This is a genomic window from Phyllobacterium sp. T2-21, assembly GCF_055378485.1.
Window position 1 is genome coordinate 260,318 of record NZ_AP027915.1, and the last position, 21,585, is coordinate 281,902.

A 21,585-nucleotide genomic window follows, 5' to 3' on the forward strand; every position below is an offset into this window, starting at 1 on the left:
TCAGTGGTCCCGCACGGCTGCATTGCCGCGCGCGGCGAGCTTCGCCTGCAGGACAACGACGATGAGCAGAAACAGGCCGCGAATGACCGACTGCCAGTAGGCGGAGAGCGAAATCCAGCCTTTGCCGTTCTCGAAATTGAGAACGTTGAAGAGAATGCCGAGGAGCAGCACGCCCGCCAGCGTTGCCCCGACCGAACCGACGCCGCCGGTCAAAAGGGTGCCGCCGACGACCACGGCGGCAATGGCGAAGAGCTCCCAGCCGACGCCCTCAATCGGCTGGCCCGCGCCGAACTGCGAGGCGAGGATGACGCCGGCCAGGCCGGCAAGCCCGCCGCTCGCAAGGTAAACCAGAAACTTGATCCGGCTGACCGGCAGGCCCATCATGCGCGTCGCATCCTCATTACCGCCGACGGCCAGCACGCCGCGTCCGGTGCTGGTGAAGTTGAGGATGATCCAGCCGGCGACATAGGCGGCAAGCGCTATCCATGCCGGGATGGGGAAGCCGAAAAAGTTGTCCTGGCCGATGCTGGTAAAGCCGCTGTCATAGGAGACCGAAACCGACTGGTTGTCGGCGAGCAGCAGGGCGGTGCCGCTGGCCGCCAGCATGGTTGCGAGTGTGGCGATGAACGGCATGATCTTCAGCCGGGTTACCAGCGCGGCATTGACGAGACCGACGCAGAGCCCGGCACCGACGCCGGCACCAAGCCCGATCCATGCGCCCTGCGGGCTGAAGAGCGCGGCGACCACGCTGCCGAGCGCTGCGGTCGACCCCACGGAGAGGTCGATGCCGCCGGTCATGATGACGAAGCACATGCCAAGCGCCACCAGCGCGAACATCGAATTGTAGCGCAGCACGCTCGATATGTTGAAAAAGCCGAGGAAATAATCGTAGCGCAGCCAGCCGAACAGGACGAGCAGCAGCAGCGCGACCACCACGCCGTACCTGCCGAGCAGGGATATCCATCGTGTCCGGGTCATGCGTGCGCCCTGCCTTGCTGCTGGATCCAGACGGCCAGGATGATGATCCCCGCCTTGACCACCAGTGCGGCGGCATCGGGCACGCCATTGGCGAGCAGCGTGTAGCGCACCAGCTGGATCGTCATGGCGCCGATCAGCGTGCCGATGATGGTGGCCTTGCCGCCGCTCAGCAGCGTGCCGCCGACGGCGACCGCGGCGATGGCGTCAAGCTCCATGCCGAGTCCGACCAGATTGGCATCGCTGGAGGAGTTGATGGCGATGACGACTAGCCCGGCGAGCCCGGCGCACAGGCCGCTGATGGCGTAGACCAGCAGCTTGACCCTGGCGACGGCAATGCCGGACAGTTCTGCCGCCCGCTCATTGCCGCCGATGGCGATGATCTGGCGGCCAAACACCGTCCGTTTCAGCATCCATGCGGCGGCGAGGACGATCAGCAGCATCAGGATCACCTGCACCGGAATGCCGAGCACTCGGCCAAGCCCGATGAACTGGAACTGCGGCACGCGGAATGTCTGCAGATTGCCGTTGGTCATGACTTGCGCGATGCCGCGCCCGGCAATGAACAAAACAAGCGTGGCAACGATGGGCTGGATGCGGAAGGCGGAGATGAGCCAGCCATTGAACAGGCCGAACAGCCCGGCAACGGCGATGGAAACGAGCATGGCAGCGGCAACGGCGAGATAGATATTGCCGATGGGCATGATCTTGCCGAGGAAGATCATCGGCGCCAGAGCGCCGGAGATGGCCATGAGCGACCCGACGGAGAGGTCGATGCCGCCGGTGGCAATGACCAGCGTCATCCCGACCGCGACGATGACGATGGTGCAGACCTGGGTGAGGTTCACATTCAGCGTCTGTATCGTTGCAAAATTGCGGGTGAACGCCAGATTGAACAGGATCAGCAGCAGCAGCGCGATCAGCGTGCCGTAGCGCGCGAGGAAATCGAAGGGATCGAAACGCCGGGCTGTCGTGCGCGCCATTTGGGGTGTGCCGGTCATATCAGGGCCTCCTCGACAGCGGGCGCATTGCCATGGGCCATGGCGCCCATGAGCGCGTCTTCGGTGGCGGCGGCGCGGCCGAATTCGGCGACGCTGATGCCGTCGCGCAGGACGAACACCCGGTCGGCGCCCTCGATGACCTCTTCCAGCTCGGAGGAGATCATCAACACAGCCAGTCCCTGGTCCGCCAGCGATTTGATCAGCGACTGGATTTCGCCCTTGGCGCCGACATCGATGCCGCGTGTCGGTTCGTCGAGAATGAGCAGGCGCGGATTCATCGCCAGCCAGCGGCCAAGCAGGACTTTCTGCTGATTGCCGCCGGAAAGCTCGCGCACCTTCTGCTCCGGTCCGGAGCATTTGATGCCAAGCTGCTTGATGAAACGTTTCACGATCTCCTGCTGCGCCTTCTCGTCGATAACACCGGATTTGGCGAGTTTCGGCATCAGCGCCAGCATCATGTTTTCGGCGACGCTCATATCCGGCACGATGCCTTCGCTCTTGCGGTCTTCGGTGCAGAAACCCATGCCTGCGGCGATGGCGTCGGAGGGCCGCCGGGGTTCGAACGTCTTGTCGCCATAGGTCATGGCGCCCGCCTTCGGGCGGTCGATGCCGAAGACCAGCCGCGCCGTTTCGGTGCGGCCCGCGCCGAGCAGTCCGGCAAAGCCGGCGATCTCGCCGCTGCGGATGGTGAAGGAGACATCCTGGACGATCTGCCCCACGGCGAGATTGTCGGCGGACAGCAGGACCTTGCCGATGTTCTTTTCATCGCGCGCGGTAAAGGCGGTGGCGTGGCCCTCGGTCTTTTCAATGCTGCGCCCCAGCATGGACGAGACGAGCTCGATCTTTTCAATTCCATCCATGCGTGCGGTCCTGATCGTCCGGCCGTCGCGCATGATCGTCACACGGTCGCACACCGCATAGAGTTCATCCAGCTTGTGGCTGACGAACACCACGGAAACGCCGTCCTGTTTCAACTGGCGGATGACGTTGAAGAGGACGCCGACTTCGCGCTCGTCGAGCGAGGAGGTCGGCTCATCCATGATGACGAGCTTGGCGGAAAAGCCGATGGCGCGGGCAATGGCCACCATCTGCTGGGTTGCCGTGTTGAATTCCATCAGGGGGCGGCGGACGTCGGCGCGGATATTGAAGCGCCGCAACAGGTTTTCAGCCTCCCGGTGCATGCTGGCCCAGTCGAGCAGGCCGAAGCGGCGTTTCTCCCGTCCAAGGCAGATGTTCTCCGTCAGGGAACGGTAGGGCACCAGATTGATTTCCTGATAGATGGTGCTGATGCCGTTCGCCTGCGCCTGCTGCGGCGAGGCGACTTCAAACGGCTTGCCGTCGAACGTCACGTCGCCCGCATCCCGCCGGTGATAGCCGGTCAGCACCTTGATGAGCGTCGATTTTCCCGCGCCGTTCTGGCCGATCAGCGCATGCACCTCGCCGCGGGCCACGGTGAACGAGGCGGCGGAAAGGGCAGGGATACCCGCAAAGCGCTTGTCGATGCCTGTCATCGACAGAAGAATATCGGTGTCCATTGCAAAGCCGTTTCTGAAATCATCCGGAGCTTTTGCCTGGATGCAGGGTTGCACCAGACATGAAAAAGCCAGCGCTCCATGGAAGCGCTGGCTTGATCAGATATCAATAGGCGGAGCTCAACAATTTTGCCGCATTGCCGGCATCGTAGAACTGGTCCGGATTGATGATCTTCGGGGCGATTTTCTCCCCGGCGGCATAGGCGGCTGCCGTATCGTAGGCCTTGGGGCCAAAGCGCGGATTGCATTCGACCACCGCGGCAATCTTGCCGTCGACCACGGCCTGGACCGCTTCCTTGCCGCCATCGATCGACAGGACGAGGATGTCCTTGCCGGGCACCTTGCCTGCCGCCTCAATGGCGGAAATCGCGCCGATCGCCATTTCGTCATTGTGGGCGTAGATGACATTGGCGTCGGGATGCGCTTGCAGCAGGGTTTCGGCGACCTGGCGGCCCTTGTCACGGGCAAAATCGCCGGTCTGCGAGGCAACAATCGAGAAATCCGAATGCTTAGCGATGACGTCGTCAAAGCCCTTCTTGCGGTCGTTGGCCGGCGACGAGCCTGTCGTGCCTTCCAGTTCGATGATCTTGGTCTTACCCTTGGCATTGGCCACCAGCCATTCGCCGATGCGCTGGCCCTCTTCGATGAAGTTGGAGCCGATGAAAGTCACATAGTCGTCGCCGGCCTTGGCGAGGGACGGATCGACGCTGCGGTCAAGCAGGATAACCGGAATGCCGGCGCTCTTGGCGGCCTTGATCGCCGGAATCAGCGGCTTTTCCTCGCGCGGGGCAAGGAAAATCAGGTCGACGCCCTGTGCGATCATCGAATTGACGTCGGCGACCTGCTTGGCCGCGGAGCTTGCCGCATCCGTGTAGACAAGCTGCCAGCCGCGCTTCTTGGCCTCTTCCTGCATGCTGGCCGTCTGGGCCAGACGCCACGGATTGTTGCTTTCCGTCTGAGCGAAGCCGACCTTGTAGGTGTCTTTCTTCTTCAGCGGCGGCGACGCGGCGAAAACACTGCCTGCAGCCATGGCGGCGACGAGGCCGGCGGCCGAGGTGAGCAATAGGGTACGACGGGTGATGGACATACGAATTTTCCTCCCAGAAATTCAGAGCGTGGAAATTCCACTGGTCTGATCATCTTCATTTATAAAAATTAGTCAATAATTATTTATGTTGATTAGCCGGTGTTTCGCTGCATAATCATTCCCACGCGGTTTGATTGATTCAGCCGTGCTTGCATGTGGCAAAGGGCTGTTTTCGAATGAATGACACAGTGGATGATGTGACCACTGAAAAGAAAAAGCCCGTCCGGGTCACGGCCCGGCGCAAACGCGTCAACAAGCGCGTGACGATGACCGATATCGCGCGCATTGCCGGCTGTTCGCAGGCAACGGTTTCCTTCGTGCTCAACAAGACGCCGGGCATCAAGCTGGCGGCGGAGACGCGCGAACGCGTGATCGAGGCTGCCCGCTCGCTCGGCTATGCCGCGCCCAACTTTGCCCACCTGGACAGCCATGATGCCTATGCGCCTGCGGTCGACGGCAAGATCGGCTTCGTGGTCGACCAGCTGGCAACCAGTCCCGAAGCAGTCGTTGCCATTGAGGGCGCGCGGCAGGCCTCGTGGAATGCGGGCAACATCATTCTGGTTGCCCAGACATTGAATGACCCCGAGATGGAGCCGCGCACCATCCGCGCCCTGCGCGAGCAGGGGATTTCCGCGCTGATCTATATGGCGATCTTTACCCGCGAGGTGACGTTGCCGGACTATCTCTACAATCTCGATATCCCGCTGGTGCTCCTCAACTGCTATACCGCCGACTATGCTTTTCCGGCGGTCGTTCCGAGCGAGATTGCCGGCGGCCAGCACTCGACCCGCCACCTGATCCAGCACGGCCACCGGCGCATCGGCATCATCACCGGCGAGCCGTGGATGGAGGCGGCGAAGGACCGGCTGCGCGGCTATCGCCGGGCGCTGGCGACCGCCGATATCCCCTTCGATCCGGAACTGGTGATCGAGGGCGACTGGTCGGCAAGCGCGGGCTACAAGGCGACGAAAACGCTGCTGGCGCTGAAGGACAGGCCCACTGCCATTTTCTGTCAGAATGACCGGACCGCCATCGGCTGCTACGAAGCGCTGAAGGAAGCGGGCATCCGCATCCCGGAGGATATTTCAGTCATCGGCTATGACGATGAAGAAATATCACGGCACCTGCACCCGCAATTGACCACATCCGTCCTGCCGCACCGGGCCATGGGCCGCTGGGCCATCGAACAGCTCGACAGCTATGCCCCGGGGAGCGGAACGCGCTACCCCATCACCAAGCTCGAATGCCCGCTGGTCGAGCGTCTCTCGGTGGCGGCGCACGCCGGGGTGAACAGTGCTAGATCTGGTCCGGGGGTGACTTTCCTTTGACATAATCAGCCCGGTCGATGCCGTGGCGCTGCAGCTTGTCGTAGAATGTCTTGCGTGGAATGCCCAGGGCCTCGATTGTCGTCCTCACATCGCCATTGTTGCCCGTCAGGGCCTCGCGGATGAGTCTTGCCTCATGGCGTTCCATGGCTTCGGGCAGGGTGAGCGTGCTGGTCTGCGACGGCGTGTGTTCACTGGTCATTTCATCCAGACCCAGCGCAACCCGCTCGGCGAAATGCGCGAGTTCGCGCACATTGCCGGGCCAGTCATGATCCATCAGCCGCGCGCGCATTGCAGCGTTTATGTCCTGCGGTTCCGTCTTGAAGCGGATGGCGGCGCGGTGCAGGAAATGCGTGAACAGCAGCGGAATATCCTCCTTGCGCTCGCGCAAGGGGGGGATCGAGACCGTGACGACATTGAGACGGTAGAACAGATCCTCGCGGAAATTCGCCCGCTGTTCGGGGCTGCCGAGATCCACCTTGGCGGCGGCGACGACGCGCAGGTCCACGGGCCTGTGCTCATTGGTGCCAAGCGGCGTGATTTCCCGCATTTCCAGAACGCGCAGCAGTTTGACCTGGGTGGCCAAGGGCATGCTTTCGATCTCGTCGAGGAACAAGGTGCCGCCGCTGGCATGTTCGATCCGCCCGATACGCTTGTTCTGCGCGCCGGTGAAGGCTCCGGCCTCGTGGCCGAACAGCTCGCTTTCAATCACCGATTCCGGCAGGGCGCCGCAGTTGAGCGCAACGAAATTACCCTGCCTGCGGCGGCTCCATTCATGCAGGAGACCGGCGGCCACGTCCTTGCCGCTGCCGGTCTCGCCGGCGATCAGCACATCCACATCGGCATTGGCCACATGACGCAGTGTCTTGCGCAGATTCTGCATCACGGGTGTCTGGCCGATCAGCGGCACCGTTTCGTCGGAGGCCTCCATGAATTGCCGCAGCTGGCGGTTTTCCATGACAAGCTGGCGCTTGTCTGCGGCGCGCCGGATGCTTTGGACGAGGCGCTCGGCCGGATAGGGTTTGGCGATGAAATCGTAGGCGCCTTCCTGCATGGCCTCGACGGCCATTTCGATATCGCCATGCCCGGTGATCAGGATGACGGGCAGATCCGCGTCCATCGCGCGCAGGCGCCGGAAAAATTCCAGCCCGTCCACATGCGGCATGCGGACATCGCTGACGACGACGCCGGCGAATTCCGGTGTCAGGAAGCGCAGGGCACTCATGGCATCGGCGAACGGAATCACGCTGAACCCGGCAAGTTCCAGCGTCTGCCTGTTGGCGTTGCGCAGGTCGTCATCATCGTCGACAAAGGCGATTTGCGGCTGGAATCCCATGGTCAGGCAACCCTTTTGAGGTGGACGGTGAATCGGGTTCCGGCGCTGCTGCTGTCCACTTCGATGCGTCCGCCATACTCGGCGACGATGTCATGACAGATGACCAGGCCAAGCCCGAGCCCGCGGTCCTTGGAGGTATTGAAGGGGGTAAACAGCGCCTGCATGATGTCATCGGGAATGCCGGGGCCGTTATCGGCCACGGTCAGCTGCACCTCGTCATCGGCGACGGCGTAGCCGACGCTGATCCGGCTGGATGGCCCGCCTTCGGTTGCCTCCAGCGCGTTCTGCATCAGATTGATCAGCACCTGTTCGAGCCGGATGCGGTTGCCATGCACCTTCAGCCCGGCCGGCGGCGTCTCGGTCGTGATCTTGCCGACGGTCTGACGGAAGCGGCTGCCGAGCAGCAGCAGCGCGCCTTCGATGACGTCGCTGACGTCAGCCGGACCGGCATCGCCGGTGCCCTTGCGCGAGAAGGTGCGCAGTTCATCGGTGATGCTGCCGATGCGTTCGGTGAGGCCCGCGATGGCCGACAGGTTTTCCCTGGCCGGTTCGACCTGATTGCGCGCCAGAAACGTCCCGGCATTGTCGGCATAGGCGCGGATGGCCGCCACGGGCTGGTTGATCTCATGCGCAACGCCCGCCGTCACCTGCCCGAGAATGGCAAGGCGGTTGGCCTGCACCAGTTCCTGCTGCACGGTCTGCAGCTTGTTTTCGGTTTTCTGCCGCTCCTCCGCCTGCATCACCAGTTCGGCATGCGCGGTGCTCAGCGCTTCGGTGCGTTCCGCCACACGGCGCTCCAGCTCGCGGCGCGCCAGTTCCTGCTCCTGCAGGCGCTGCAGCGCCAGGCCGCGGCGATGCAGGAAAAAGGCGGTGAACCCGAGGACAGGCGCAATGACCGCCAGCGCGGCGAGCTGCGCGGCACGGATGGCTTCGCTCACCGCCGCGCCGGCCGGGGTCAGCAATTGCAGCGTCCAGCTGGTTGTCGGCACGGGAACGCGGACCCGGACATATTCCGCGTCCTGGCTGGAACCCGGCAATTGGGCGGTTACCCTGTCCGGCGTCGCGGTTGTCAAGGCGGGCGCGACGCTCAAAGGTTCGAGCGGCGCATTGCCGAACTGCAGGCTTTCCCGGATCGGGCCGAGCTGTTCGGCCGGGATCGGTGCCTGCGCCATGAAGCGCCATTCGGGAAAGCTGGTGATCAGCACGATGCCGCGCGGATCAAGGACATAGGACGGGTCGCTGCTCCGGCGCCAGTCGGCCTCCAGTTCATCGAACTCGACCTTGACGACAATCACGCCAAGCAGGCCGTTCGGACCGTCGATGCGCCGCGAAATATACAGGCCCGGCCGTTTGCTGATCGTGCCGAGCGCATAGTGCTCGGCGCTGCCATTGGCGAGTGCGCGCAGATAATAGGGGCGGAAACTGTAGTCGACGCCGACAAAGCTGGTCGGTTCCTGCCAGTTGCTGGCCGACAGGGCCGTGCCCTTCGCATCGAGGAGATAGATGACCGACGCGTGCGTGCCTTCGATCAGGCTTTCCAGCTTGCGGTCGACAAGATGCAGCATGCTTTCGCTGCGGGATGAGAGCGCGCTGATGAGGTCGCGGTCCTGCGAGAGGACGAAGGGCAGGGAGCGTTGCTTCTCCAGCACGGTCCGCAGCAGGACGGCATTGAGTTCAGCCGCGCTTCTGGCCCGGGTTTCCAGCGCGACATAGGCACGGTTGCGGCCGTAATCATTGGCGGCCAGCAGGGCGCCGAGGATGATGAAAACGGCCAGGGCGCCATAGACGATTTTGCCCATGGTGCTGAATCCCCCGATCCGGGGCAGCATATCGGCATCGTTTGGCAGGGGGCGGTCCATGGCTGATTTGTGCATATATCCGCACGATTGACAATCTGTTTGTGCGAAATTCCGCACGTTTTTATATCCCGCGCCCGAAGGATAAAAATAATATGCAATAAAATCAATATATTATCAAATAAATCAAGATTGGCACGGTGCTTGCTTATGCCTTTCCAGAGAACGCATGCGTTGTTCTCGAGAACAAGAAGGGCCCGGGAGGCTGACAGGGTTTCTGCCAGACGCGGCTCGCACCATGGAGGAAGACATGAGTCCTGTGACCATCAGCGCAGCACCGCAGCCGCGCGTCAAGAAACCTATCTACACCCATCTGTATTTCCAGGTCATCGTTGCCATCACCATCGGCATCGCGCTTGGCCACTATTATCCCGATGTCGGCACCAGCATGAAGCCGCTCGGCGATGCCTTCATCAAGCTGGTGAAGATGATCATTGCTCCGGTCATTTTCCTGACCGTGACGACCGGCATCGCCGGCATGAGCGATCTGCAGAAAGTCGGCCGCGTCGCTGGCAAGGCGATGATCTACTTCCTCACCTTCTCGACACTGGCGCTGATCGTCGGCCTTATCGTTGCGAATGTCGTGCAGCCCGGTGCCGGCATGAACATCAATCCGGCAACGCTCGATCCGGCCTCGGTCGCCACCTACACGCAGCAGGCGCATGAACAGAGCGTCATCGGCTTCCTGCAGAACATCATTCCGACGACCATCGTCGGTGCCTTTGCTTCCGGCGACATTCTTCAGGTGCTGTTCTTCTCGGTTCTGTTCGGTGTATCGCTGGCCATGGTCGGCGAGCGCGCCGCGCCGGTCACCAACTTCCTGCATGTGCTGTCGGCACCGGTGTTCAAGCTGGTCGCCATTCTGATGAAGGCTGCTCCCATCGGTGCCTTCGGTGCCATGGCGTTCACCATCGGCAAGTACGGCATTTCATCGGTCGCCAACCTGCTGTTCCTCATCGGAACCTTCTACCTGACCTCGATCCTCTTCGTGGTGATCATCCTCGGCGCCGTCGCCCGCTACAACGGCTTCTCGATTTTCGCCCTGATCCGTTACATCAAGGAAGAACTGCTGCTCGTTCTCGGCACCAGCTCCTCCGAAGCCGCCCTGCCGACGCTGATGGCGAAAATGGAAAAGGCGGGCTGCAAGAAGTCCGTCGTCGGCCTCGTCATCCCAACCGGTTATTCCTTCAACCTGGACGGCACCAATATCTACATGACATTGGCTGCGCTGTTCATTGCCCAGGCAACCAACACGCCGCTGACACTGACGGATCAGGTTCTGCTGCTGCTGGTGGCCATGCTCAGCTCCAAGGGCGCTGCCGGTATCACCGGTGCCGGCTTCATCACGCTGGCGGCAACGCTGTCCGTGGTTCCGGCCGTGCCGGTCGCCGGCATGGCGCTGATCCTCGGCATCGATCGCTTCATGTCGGAATGCCGTGCCCTGACCAACCTTGTCGGCAATGCGGTGGCAACGATCGTTGTCGCCCGCTGGGAAGGCGAACTGGACAAGGGGCAGCTTGACCGCGCCCTGCATGGCGGCGTCAGCGAAGACGAAGCCCTTGCCTATGCCGGCTGACAGCCGGTAACGACTGAAAGGGAAAGGCGGGCTTTTCAGCCCGCCTTTTTCATGCGAGGTGGTCCCGCCATATCGCCTCATATGTGTCGAATGCGGCATCGAGCGGCTGTACATTTCCGGTCTTTGCCTGCACGGGGATTGTCGCGCCCGCCAGAAGGGCCGCGCCAAGGCTGGTTCCGGTTGAGCCGGGCAGGGCGGCCACGTCACGCCCTGTCAGGCTGCGCAGTGCAGACAGATACACCGTATTGCGGGCGAAGGGACCTTCGACAATCGTGGTGCCTGCCGCCCCGATCAGCCCGAGGCTGACATGAGTCATCAGCGCGGCATAGAGCGAGGCTGCGGCTGTGCGTTCGGCCGGTGTCCGGGCCTCGCAGTTCGGCCATACGGCCTCCCGGTGCGGAAAGGGGCCCGTTCCCCTGACAAGACTGGGCAGCAGCATGATGTGATCGCGGATGACGCGGTCGAGCGTTGCGGTATCGGGCGCGGCGGCATTGCCGCCGGTCAAAAGGTCAAACTCCCGGCCGCCCATGAACCGGGCCGAGGGCACCGGCTTGCCGTAGGCGTCGACATTGGCAAGCGTGTCACGCTCCTGATCGAGCTGATCCAGCTGCCCGCCCACGGCAAACAGCACAACCCACGTGCCCGTGGAGACCACGGAAAATGGCGAGCTGCGCGTCATCAGATGCGGCAGCAGCGATGCATTGGAATCGTGAATGCCGCAAAAGACCGGCACAGATTTCCTGACGCCCAGCTGATGCTGAAGAGGGGGCAGCAAATCGCCGATATGATCGAATGCCCTACGGATCGGCGGCAGCAACGGGCGCAGGTCCAGCGTGTCGACAAGGCCGGAATAATCACCTTCCCGCGGATTCCACAGATCCGTATGGCAGCCGAGCGACGTCACTTCATTGACCGCAATACCGGTCAGCCGCCATACCCAGTATTGCGCATAGGTCAGGATGGTTCTGACATCCCGGAACCGTTCGGGAAACTGCGTCTTCTGGTAATGGATTTGCGCGCCGACATTCAGTCCGCCCGCCAGATAGGGCGAGGCGGTCTCGGCAAAGTCCGGCCGCAGGTCCGCATAGGCGCGGCGTACTGCATCGGGATAGCTGTGTTCATAGTCGATGACGGGCATGGCCAGGCCGTCGTCGCCGAGCAAGGCTGCCGCTGCGCCATGGGCGGTGACGGATATCGCGTCGAAACCGGGCGTTGCAGCGAGCTCCGTCAGGGAGGCCAGAAAAAACGTCCAGAGTGCGTCGACGTCATAATGGGGATAGGGGCCGCCGGTGACCACGCCGTTGGGCGTGCTGCGCGCTGCAAGTTCCACGCCGCTCGCCGCATCAACGACGACGACTTTGGCGTTGGTCTTGCCGACGTCGATGACAGCGATATGGCGCGGCTTGGTCATGCCAGCTCAAGCCATGTGGAACAGGCAGACCAGATCGGACTGCACCGGTGAATTGTCGGGGTTCGTCACCATGATATCGGCCATGTGCGCCCACCATTTCTTCATCACGGGATGATCGGGAAGATCAGCCATCCCGTGTTCCTTCGGGCGGGTCAGGACACCGAACAGCGTGTGGGTGTCACGATCAAGGTGGATCGAATAATTCTGCACGCCCGCGTCGTGCAGGAGATCGGCAAGTTCCGGCCAGATGGCATCGTGCCGCCGGCGGTATTCGTCTTCCATGCCCGGATGGAGGGTCATCTTGAACGCATAGGTCTCTTGGGTGCTCATGCGTGTTTCCTGTGCCTGAAGCGGCGGATGATGATCGGCAGGGTGATGGTGATGATCAGGAGCAGGCCGATGAAGATCGACATGACGATGCCCGGCACGTTGAGCAGCCCGAGGCCGAATGTCACCAGTCCCATGACAAAGGCGGCGATGACCACGCCGCCGATGGTTCCCGAGCCGCCGAGGATGGAGATGCCACCGAGAACCACCATGGTGACGATTTCGAGTTCCCACCCTTGCGCGATGGACGGCCGTGTCGAGCCGAGGCGTGACGTGAGGCAGACCGCGGCGATGCCCGACATCAGCCCGGTCATCAGGAACAGCGTGAACTTGATGCGCTCGACGCGGATGCCGGAGAAACGCGCGGCAAACTCGTTGTTGCCGATGGCATAGACGCGCCGGCCGAAATTGGTCGCATGCAGGAGAATGGCAAAGAGAATGGCCAGGGCGGCGAACAGGGCGAATTCAAACGAAATGACCCAGAAGACATAGCCCTGGCCGAAATAGGCGAAGGAGGCGGGATAGCCGCCATAGGCCTTGTCGCCGAGGACGATATAGGCGATGCCGCGAAACAGGCTCATCGTGCCGATGGTCACGACAATCGACGGCAGGCGCAGCCCGGCGACGAGAATGCCGTTGACCACGCCGCAGCCGATGCCGACCCCAAGGCCGATGGCAACAAGGCCCGGCGTGCCCACGCCCATCTGGGCCGCAGCGCCCATGGCCGTCGAGGCAAGCGCAATGATCGCCGCGACGGACAGGTCGATTTCACCGGCGATGATCAGGAGCGCCATGGCGAAGGCCACCATCGCCTTCTCGGTGAAGTTGAACGTGGCGTCGGACAGGTTCCATGCGTTGAGGAAGTAGGGGGACGCAAAAGAGTTGGCGATGAAGATCAGGATCGCGACAACCAGCAGCAGCGCTTCCCAGCTGGCAAACAGCCGCGTTGCGGAGGTGCCGAGCCGGTCCGGGATATGACGTTTTTCGCTGACCACACTCATGCGATACCCTCGATTGTTTCCGATGCCCCGCGGTCACGCAGGATGATGCGGCCGCGCCGCCGTTCCTGCCGCGCATTGAAGATCACGGCGGCGATGATCACGCCGCCCGAAATTGCCATTTGCGAGAACGGCGAAATGTTGATGACCGGCAGGGCATTCTTGATGACGCCGAGAAACAGCGAGCCCAGCACCGCTCCGGCCACCGAGCCGATGCCGCCAAGGGTCGAGATGCCGCCGATGACGCAGGCGGCGACGCTGTCGAGTTCGAAGCCTGCGGCGATATCCACATAGGCCACCGCATAGCGCGATACCCAGAGGTAGCCGCAGAGCCCGGCGAGCGTGCCCGATATGACAAAGGCGAAAAAGCGCGTGCGCCCGACATCGATACCGGCATAGACCGCTGCCGTCGGGTTGCCGCCGGAGGCGTAGATTGCCCGGCCGAGGAAGGTGCGCGACATGACGATATAGATGATGGCGACGATGACGATGGCCGTCCAGCCGAGCACGGGCAGGCCGAGAAAGAGCTGGCGCGGTGTCTGCAGGAAAGGCTCGGTCATCTGGTGGGCATTGACCCAGCCGCCGCCGGAAAGCACGAAGGCCATGCCGCGATAGATGGTGAGCGTGCCGAGCGTGACGACAATCGAGGGAATGCCGAGCTTCCAGACGAACAGGCCGTTGATCGCCCCGAGGACCGCACCGATGCCAAGCGCGATGAGAACGATCAGTGCCAGCGGCAGGCCGGGATGCGCGGCGTTGAGCATGGCGACGGCCATGCCGGTAAAGGCCACATTGGCCGCGACGGAAAGGTCGATCGATTTCGTCAGGATGACGGTCATCTGCCCGAGGGCCAGAATGATCAGGATCGACGTGTCGTTGAAAATATTCGAGAGGTTCGACGGGCTGGCAAAGCCGGGCGAGCGGGAAGAGAAAACGCCGAGCAGCACGGCGATGATCACCACCAGCAGCATTTCGCGAAACTTGAACAGTTGCTTGATCATCCCGATCCTCACGCGTTGCCCGTTGCGGCGCGAACCAGCGTCTCGGCGCTCATGTCGGCGCGCTCGAAGAGACCGGCGGACAGGCCTTCGCGCATCACCAGCACGCGGTCCGACATGCCAAGGATTTCCGGCAGTTCCGACGATACCATGATGATGCTGAGGCCTTCGCCGGCAAGTTCGCTGATGAAGGCGTGGACCGCCGCCTTCGAGCCGATATCAATGCCCTTGGTCGGTTCATCCAGAATGAGGATTTTCGGTTGTGTGGCGAGCCACTTGCCGATGACGACTTTCTGCTGGTTGCCGCCGGAGAGCGTGCCGACCGGCACCGAGAGTGCGGCGGCCCTGAGGTCGAAGCGTTCGGCGTATTTTCGCGCCAGCGCCAGTTCTTCGGCGGCGCGCAGGAAACCCGAACGGGATGTCCGTCCAAGCGACGGCAATGAAATGTTCTGGTAGATCGGCAGTTGCAGCACGGCACCGTGGCGGCCGCGCTCCTCCGGCACATAGACGATGCCCGCATGGATTGCATCGCCGGGCGAGCGGATCTGGATCTCCTTGCCGTCCAGCTCCAGCCTGCCGCCGGACGGCCAGGTCACGCCGAACAGGGACTGGCAGATTTCCGAGCGGCCCGCACCGACCAGCCCGTAGATGCCGAGGATTTCACCCTTCCTGAGGGCAAAGGAAATGTCGCGGAATTCGGTGGGATGGCTATAGTTCTCGACTTTGAGCACCGTTTCGCCGAGTGGGATGTCGACTTTCGGAAAGGCGTGCTCGATGGAACGGCCGACCATGAGGCGGACAATGTCGTTCTGGCTGATCTCGGCGAGAACCCCGCTGCCCACGGCCTTGCCGTCGCGGAACACGGCGTAATTGTCGGCGATCTCGTAGACCTCGTCGAACTTGTGGCTGATGAAGAGAATGGCCTTGCCCTGCGCCTTCAGCCGCTTGACGATCTGGAAGAGGTCGTCCACCTCCTTGCGCGACAGGGCGGCGGTCGGCTCGTCCATGATGACGATACGCGCATCGACCGACAGGGCGCGGGCAATGGCAACAAGATGGCGCTGGGCGATGGACAGGTCCTTCAGCCGCGTGCGCGGATCGATATTGCTTTCGAGCGAATGGAGAAGGGCCAGCGCCCTGGCGTTGACGCCCTTCCAGTTGACCAGACCCAGCGATGTCTTCGGCGCATGACCGATGAAAATGTTCTCGGCAACCGAGAGTTCGTCAAACAGCACCGTTTCCTGATGGATGGCGGTCACGCCGTGATCGATGGCATCCTGCGCATTGCCGAAGGTGACGGGCTTGCCGTCGATATGGATCTCGCCTTCGTCGGACGGGTAGATGCCGGTCAGAATCTTGACGAGCGTGGATTTGCCCGCACCGTTCTCGCCGATGAGCGCCGTCACCTCGCCGGGAAACAGGGCGATGTTGACGTCATTCAGGGCTTTCACACCCGGAAAGGTCTTGGAGATGGCCCGCATTTCCAGAATGGGGGTTGCGAGGGGTGAGTCAGCAAGGGCTGCGGTCATCATGGGCAATACCGAAGGGTTAAAAAATGCCCGGCAGAAGGCCTGCCGGGCTTTGCGGCGCGATTGCCGGATCAGAAAATCTTGGAGAACTGATCGATGTTCTTCGCGTCATAGACGAAGGGATCAGCCATGGCCGCTTCGCCATTGTCGCCGATCTTGATCTTGCCCATGCGGCCGGCGCTGATGTCGCTGCCGGGTTTGCCGTCGGTATCACCCTTGACGAGATGATAGGCGATCTGCGTGGCGGAGTAGCCGAGATCGATCGGATTCCAGATGGCGAATTCCTTGGTGGCGCCTGATTTGATGGCGCCGGCCATCTCCGACGGCAGACCGAGGCCGGTCACGTAAACCGTGCCGATCTTCTTGGCATCGGATACTGCCTGGGATGCCGCCAATACGCCAACCGTGGTCGGCGCGACAATGACCTTCACATTCGGCTGCGAGGTCAGGAGGCCCTGCGCTTCGCGGTAGCTCTTGTCGGCGAGGTCATCGCCATAGACTGTCGTCACAAGGTTGAGGCCGGGAAAGTTCGGCAGCTGCTTTTTCATCTCGGCAATCCAGGTGTTCTGGTTTGTCGATGTGGTCGTGGCCGAGAGGATGGCGAAGTCGCCCTTGCCATCAGGCAGATGGGCAGCGGCAAGCTGCAGGCACATCTTGCCGATCAGCTCGTTCGACGACGGGTTGAGGTGGACGATGCGGCCGTCCTTGGCCACGGCGGAATCCCACGAGATGACCTTGATGCCGCGCGCCATGGCCTTCTTCAGAGCCGGTACGACAGCGTCCGGGTCGTTGGCGGAAATGGCGATGGCATTGACGTTCTGCGCGATCAGCGCATTGATGACCTCGATCTGGCCTTCGGCCGTCGTCGATGTCGGTCCGGTATAGATGACTTCGACGCCGCCCAACTCCTTGGCTGCTTCCTGCGCGCCCTTGTTGGCTGCTTCAAAGAAGCCGTTGCCGAGTGATTTGGCGACGAGACCGATCTTGATCGTTTCCGCCTGTGCATGCGATGCGAGCATGGCAAGGGCCAAGGCCGATCCCAGTGCGAGTGTCTTCAACAGTTTCATTTCATCCTCCCTAGATTGAAATACGCCGCTTCGGCGCCTGGTTTTTATGCGATCGAAGCGGAATCCCTTGACTTGTCCTGAGCTCCCACCTTTGCGACGATGAGCTCAACCCCGGCATCCTCCACCATCTTCCGGTCGGCATCCGCAATGCCGTCATCGGTGATGATTGTTGCAACCCGCTGCAACGGGCACAGGATCAGGCTCGACCGGCGCTCGAACTTGCTGGAATCCACCAGCAGCACCAGTTCATCCGCCTGATTGATCAGCTTCTGCTCGCCCTGAATGATCAGCGGGTCCGATTCCATCGCGCCGAACGGACCGACCCCGACGGCGCCCATGAACATGCGCTTGCCATAGAAATTGCGGGTCACGTCATTGTCGAACGGCGAGAGGATCATGCTCTGCTCGCGATAGATCATGCCGCCGGGAATAATGACCGTGCTCTTGGAGTTCTTCACCAGATGTTCGGCGATGGCGAAGGAATTGGTCATGATCTGCAGGCGGCGCGTGGCGAGATAATGCACCATCTGGAATGTCGTGGTGCCACCGTTGAGGATGATGGCGTCGCCCTCGTTGCACAGGCCCACGGCTTCACGGGCAATCGCCCGCTTCTTGTCGATGTTCTCGGCTTCCGAGACGCGGAATGGCCGGCCGGCAAGCGCGGTCTGCTGCGGCGGGTGAATGGCTTCCGCGCCGCCGCGCACCCGGCGCAACTTGCCGTGGACGTGCATGGAGGCGATGTCACGACGGATCGTTGCTTCCGACGCTTCCGTCAGTTCGGCAATGTCCTGAATGGTGATGAACGGCTTTTCCTGAACGGCACTCAGGATAATTCGTTGGCGCTCACGTTCGTGCATTTTTCCCTCCACTGCTGCGAACATTGCGCAAATAACACGGTGCTGTCAATCAACTTCAGTCAAAATTATTCATACTGCACTGCACAATTGCAATTTTATGATTGAATTTGATCATTTATGATTGACAGCAAATCACTCCCTGCTTCATAGCTAGAGAAAATTCACATGGCTGCGGCGTGTTGTCAGGCCATCAGATCGTCTTCGGGAGGCAAGCATGGCGAACAAGGTCCAACTTCTGGATAATCGTTGGGATGATCAAAAGGCTGCCGCGCTGGATGAGCCCGGCAAGCTGCTTTACCGCTCCAATCTGCTGGGTGCCGACAAGCGCATCACCAATTACGGCGGCGGCAATACCTCGGCCAAGGTTTCGGAAACCGATCCGCTTACGGGCAAGCCGGTGGAGGTGCTGTGGGTGAAGGGATCGGGCGGCGATGTCGGCACGATCAAGCTCGACGGTTTCGCCACGCTTTATATGGAAAAGCTGGAATCGCTGAAGTCCATCTACAAAGGTGTTGCGGACGAAGACCGCATGGTGGGCTTCCTGCCCCATTGCACCTTCAATCTCAACGGCCGCGCCGCATCGATCGATACGCCCCTGCACGGTTTCGTGCCGTTCAGGCATGTGGATCACATGCACCCCGATGCGATCATCGCCATTGCCGCATCAAAGAATTCGCGTGAACTGACCAAAGAGGTCTTTGGCGACGAAATAGGCTGGCTGCCCTGGCGCCGTCCGGGCTTTCAGCTCGGCCTCGATCTTGGCGCCTATGCGGCGGCGCATCCGAATTCAAAGGGTGTCGTGCTGGAAAGCCATGGCCTGTTCACATGGGCCGATGACGCCAAGGAATGCTACGAGCTGACTCTCGATATCATCAACAGGGCGATTGTCTGGTTCGACGCCAAGACGGCGGGCAAACCCGCATTCGGCGGGGAAGCAACGGCGAGCCTCGACGCATCGGCGCGCCGCGCCATCGCCGCGCGGCTGATGCCGGAAATCCGCGGCAAGATCGGTGTAGCCGAACGCAAGCTCGGCCATTTCGACGATCAGCCGGCGGTGCGGGAATTCGTCAATTCCCGCAACCTGCATCCTCTGGCGGCGCTCGGGACCAGCTGCCCCGATCATTTCCTGCGCACGAAAATTCGCCCGCTGGTGCTGGATGTCGATGCGGCCAATCCGGACGCCGCTGTCGAAGCGCTCGATGCGGCGCTGGAAGCCTACCGCACCGACTATGCCCGCTATTACAACGCGTGCAAACATGACAACTCGCCTGCCATGCGCGATCCCAACCCGGTCATCTTCCTCATTCCCGGTGTCGGCATGCTGTCCTTTGCCAAGGACAAGGCAACGGCCCGCATTGCCGGGGAATTCTATGTCAACGCCATCAATGTGATGCGCGGTGCATCGTCTGTCTCGGACTATCAGGGACTGCCGGAACAGGAGGCCTTCGATATCGAATACTGGCTGCTCGAGGAAGCCAAGCTGCAGCGCATGCCGAAGCCGAAATCCCTGGCGGGCCGCGTGGCTTTTGTCACGGGCGGTGCCGGCGGCATCGGCCGTGCCACGGCGGAACGGCTGCTCGGGCAGGGCGCCTGTGTCGTCCTTGCGGATATCGATGCGGAGGCCCTGAAGGCCGCCCATCAGGATTTTGCCGGGCGGTACAGCGCCGATGCGGTGCGCGGCGTGCAGCTCAATGTGACGGATGAGGCTGCAGTGATCGCCAGCTTCGCCGAGGCCTCGATCGAATTCGGCGGCATCGATATTCTCGTTTCCAATGCCGGCATCGCCTCGTCCGCCCCGGTAGAGGTAACCGAGCTTGCCATGTGGAACCGCAACATGGACATACTGGCGACAGGCTATTTCCTCGTATCGCGCGAAGCCTTCCGCCTGTTCCGGCGCCAGAAGATCGGCGGCAACGTGGTCTTCGTCGCATCGAAGAACGGGCTTGCCGCCTCGCCCAATGCCAGCGCGTACTGTGCTGCCAAGGCGGCGGAAATCCATCTCGCCCGCTGCCTCGCGCTGGAGGGGGCGGAAGCCGGTATCCGCGTCAACACCGTCAATCCCGATGCCGTGCTGCGCGGCTCGAAAATCTGGAACGGCGAATGGCGCGAACAGCGTGCCGCCTCGTCCAACCTGCAGGTGGATGAGCTGGAAGAGCATTACCGCAAGCGGTCGCTGCTCAAGCTCAACGTGCTGCCGGAAGACATTGCCGAGGCGATCTATTTCCTTGCCTCCGATGCGTCCGCCAAATCAACGGGCAATATCATCAATGTTGACGCTGGCAACGTGCAGAGCTTCACGCGATAAAGGCAGTCCGGGGGAGGACAACATGGCTGAACAGCATATTTCCGGCGATCTGATCGCATCCGAGAACGACAAGCGCGGTGCGGCGCATAACAGCGATTTCGAGGCGCTGGGCGCGCATCTTGCCCGCCGCAACATCGATATCGAGGCGATCACCGCCAAGGTGGCTGATTTCTTCGTCGCGGTTCCCTCATGGGGCGTCGGTACCGGCGGTACGCGCTTTGCCCGGTTTCCGGGGCAGGGTGAGCCGCGCGGCATTTTCGACAAGCTCGATGACTGCGCAGTCATCCACCAGCTGAGCCGCGCGACGCCGACCGTCTCGCTGCACATCCCCTGGGACAAGGCGGACCCGAAACAGCTCAAAGCCCATGCGGAGGCGCTCGGCCTCGGCTTCGACGCGATGAATTCCAACACCTTTTCCGATGCGCCGGATCAGGCGCATTCCTACAAATACGGCTCGCTCAGCCATGCGGATGCGGCGACGCGCAAGCAGGCCATCGCGCACAATATCGAGTGCATCGAAATCGGCGACGCCATCGGCTCGAAGGCCCTGACGGTGTGGATCGGCGATGGATCGAATTTTCCCGGCCAGAGCCATTTTGCCCGGTCGTTCGAGCGCTATCTCGATGCCATGGCGCAGGTCTACAAGGCGCTGCCTGACGACTGGCGCATTTTCTCCGAACACAAGATGTTCGAGCCCGCCTTCTATTCGACCGTGGTGCAGGACTGGGGCAGCAACTATCTGATCGCCCAGACGCTGGGGCCGAAAGCCTTCTGCCTGGTTGATCTCGGCCATCACGCGCCGAACACCAATATCGAGATGATCGTGTCGCGGCTGATCCAGTTCAAGAAACTGGGCGGCTTCCACTTCAACGATTCGAAATATGGCGATGACGATCTGGATGCGGGTTCCATCGATCCGTACCGGCTGTTCCTGGTTTTCAACGAACTGGTCGATGCGGAGGCGCGCGGCGTCGAGAATTTCCATCCCGCGCATATGATCGATCAGTCGCACAATGTGACCGATCCTATTGAAAGCCTGATCTCGAGTGCCAATGAAATCCGCCGCGCCTATGCGCAGGCCCTGCTGGTCGACCGGGCGGCTCTGGACGGCTATCAGGACGGCAATGACGCGCTGATGGCATCGGATGCGCTGAAGCGCGCCTACCGAACGGATGTCGAGCCGATACTGGCCGAAGCCCGCCGCCGGGCGGGGGGCGCCATCGATCCCATCGCCGCCTACCGGGCCAGCGGCTATCGGCAAAAGGTCGGAAAAATCCGGCCGGCCAGCACGGGCGGCAGCGGCGGCATTATCTGAACGGATTGCCGGCCGGTTGCATGATCAAGGCAGCGCCCCTCGCGCTGCCTTTTCTTTTTTGTTTGACAGCGCCTGATACATTTGGTCTTA

17 protein-coding genes are annotated in these 21,585 nt (G+C 61.7%); 4 read left to right on the forward strand and 13 right to left on the reverse strand.

Annotated features, from left to right (window positions below; genetic code table 11):
- From ACZ5FP_RS23360 to ACZ5FP_RS23375, 4 genes are all read right to left on the reverse strand, one after another.
- On the reverse strand, positions 1 to 978 hold the full coding sequence (locus ACZ5FP_RS23360; RefSeq protein ID WP_464664835.1) for an ABC transporter permease: 978 nt from the start codon (positions 976 to 978) through the stop codon (positions 1 to 3).
- The gene (locus tag ACZ5FP_RS23365; RefSeq protein WP_464664836.1) at positions 975 to 1,976 is read right to left on the reverse strand and encodes an ABC transporter permease; all 1,002 of its coding nucleotides are present in this window, start codon (positions 1,974 to 1,976) and stop codon (positions 975 to 977) included. Before ACZ5FP_RS23365 ends, ACZ5FP_RS23360 begins: the two co-directional genes overlap by 4 nt.
- On the reverse strand, positions 1,973 to 3,511 hold the full coding sequence (locus ACZ5FP_RS23370) for a sugar ABC transporter ATP-binding protein (RefSeq protein ID WP_464664837.1): 1,539 nt from the start codon (positions 3,509 to 3,511) through the stop codon (positions 1,973 to 1,975). Before ACZ5FP_RS23370 ends, ACZ5FP_RS23365 begins: the two co-directional genes overlap by 4 nt.
- Before the next feature lie 103 nt (positions 3,512 to 3,614).
- Positions 3,615 to 4,595 (reverse strand): ABC transporter substrate-binding protein, encoded by a 981-nt coding sequence (locus ACZ5FP_RS23375; RefSeq protein WP_403182079.1) that lies wholly within the window; start codon positions 4,593 to 4,595, stop codon positions 3,615 to 3,617.
- 176 nt (positions 4,596 to 4,771) lie between these two features.
- Here ACZ5FP_RS23375 and ACZ5FP_RS23380 point away from each other — a divergent pair, with 176 nt between their 5' ends.
- Complete coding sequence (locus ACZ5FP_RS23380) at positions 4,772 to 5,923, forward strand: LacI family DNA-binding transcriptional regulator (RefSeq protein WP_464664838.1); 1,152 nt, start codon at positions 4,772 to 4,774, stop codon at positions 5,921 to 5,923.
- On the opposite strand, the gene ACZ5FP_RS23385 is transcribed toward ACZ5FP_RS23380, so the two are convergent.
- Positions 5,892 to 7,256: a sigma-54-dependent transcriptional regulator gene (locus ACZ5FP_RS23385; protein ID WP_464664839.1), complete on the reverse strand. Its 1,365-nt coding sequence runs from the start codon at positions 7,254 to 7,256 to the stop codon at positions 5,892 to 5,894. The genes ACZ5FP_RS23380 and ACZ5FP_RS23385 overlap by 32 nt on opposite strands.
- A gap of 2 nt (positions 7,257 to 7,258) precedes the next feature.
- Positions 7,259 to 9,130: a sensor histidine kinase gene (locus ACZ5FP_RS23390; protein WP_464664840.1), complete on the reverse strand. Its 1,872-nt coding sequence runs from the start codon at positions 9,128 to 9,130 to the stop codon at positions 7,259 to 7,261.
- A 232-nt stretch (positions 9,131 to 9,362) separates the two neighbouring features.
- On the opposite strand from ACZ5FP_RS23390, the gene ACZ5FP_RS23395 reads away from it, so the two are divergent.
- Positions 9,363 to 10,688: a dicarboxylate/amino acid:cation symporter gene (locus ACZ5FP_RS23395; protein ID WP_223614765.1), complete on the forward strand. Its 1,326-nt coding sequence runs from the start codon at positions 9,363 to 9,365 to the stop codon at positions 10,686 to 10,688.
- A 49-nt stretch (positions 10,689 to 10,737) separates the two neighbouring features.
- On the opposite strand, the gene ACZ5FP_RS23400 is transcribed toward ACZ5FP_RS23395, so the two are convergent.
- The 7 genes from ACZ5FP_RS23400 to ACZ5FP_RS23430 all read right to left on the reverse strand — a co-directional run bounded on the left by ACZ5FP_RS23400 (position 10,738) and on the right by ACZ5FP_RS23430 (position 17,875).
- Complete coding sequence (locus ACZ5FP_RS23400) at positions 10,738 to 12,099, reverse strand: FGGY-family carbohydrate kinase (protein WP_464664841.1); 1,362 nt, start codon at positions 12,097 to 12,099, stop codon at positions 10,738 to 10,740.
- A gap of 6 nt (positions 12,100 to 12,105) precedes the next feature.
- Complete coding sequence (rhaM, locus tag ACZ5FP_RS23405; protein WP_464664842.1) at positions 12,106 to 12,429, reverse strand: L-rhamnose mutarotase; 324 nt, start codon at positions 12,427 to 12,429, stop codon at positions 12,106 to 12,108.
- On the reverse strand, positions 12,426 to 13,427 hold the full coding sequence (locus ACZ5FP_RS23410) for an ABC transporter permease (RefSeq protein WP_464664843.1): 1,002 nt from the start codon (positions 13,425 to 13,427) through the stop codon (positions 12,426 to 12,428). Before ACZ5FP_RS23410 ends, rhaM begins: the two co-directional genes overlap by 4 nt.
- Positions 13,424 to 14,422, reverse strand: a complete 999-nt coding sequence (locus ACZ5FP_RS23415) for an ABC transporter permease (RefSeq protein WP_464664853.1) — start codon at positions 14,420 to 14,422, stop codon at positions 13,424 to 13,426. The genes ACZ5FP_RS23410 and ACZ5FP_RS23415 overlap by 4 nt, the downstream gene beginning before the upstream one ends.
- 11 nt (positions 14,423 to 14,433) lie before the next feature.
- Positions 14,434 to 15,954, reverse strand: a complete 1,521-nt coding sequence (locus ACZ5FP_RS23420; protein ID WP_464664844.1) for a sugar ABC transporter ATP-binding protein — start codon at positions 15,952 to 15,954, stop codon at positions 14,434 to 14,436.
- Positions 15,955 to 16,022: 68 nt separating this feature from the next.
- Positions 16,023 to 17,018: a rhamnose ABC transporter substrate-binding protein gene (gene rhaS, locus ACZ5FP_RS23425; protein ID WP_105733393.1), complete on the reverse strand. Its 996-nt coding sequence runs from the start codon at positions 17,016 to 17,018 to the stop codon at positions 16,023 to 16,025.
- 44 nt (positions 17,019 to 17,062) lie between these two features.
- Positions 17,063 to 17,875 (reverse strand): DeoR/GlpR family DNA-binding transcription regulator, encoded by an 813-nt coding sequence (locus tag ACZ5FP_RS23430; RefSeq protein ID WP_464664845.1) that lies wholly within the window; start codon positions 17,873 to 17,875, stop codon positions 17,063 to 17,065.
- A gap of 214 nt (positions 17,876 to 18,089) precedes the next feature.
- Between ACZ5FP_RS23430 and ACZ5FP_RS23435 the strand changes: the two genes are divergently transcribed.
- Positions 18,090 to 20,180 carry a bifunctional rhamnulose-1-phosphate aldolase/short-chain dehydrogenase gene (locus tag ACZ5FP_RS23435; RefSeq protein ID WP_464664846.1) on the forward strand — a complete coding sequence of 697 codons (2,091 nt, stop codon included), beginning with the start codon at positions 18,090 to 18,092 and terminating at the stop codon, positions 20,178 to 20,180.
- 22 nt (positions 20,181 to 20,202) lie between these two features.
- Positions 20,203 to 21,495, forward strand: a complete 1,293-nt coding sequence (gene rhaI, locus ACZ5FP_RS23440) for an L-rhamnose catabolism isomerase (RefSeq protein ID WP_464664470.1) — start codon at positions 20,203 to 20,205, stop codon at positions 21,493 to 21,495.
- Positions 21,496 to 21,585: the final 90 nt, after the last annotated feature.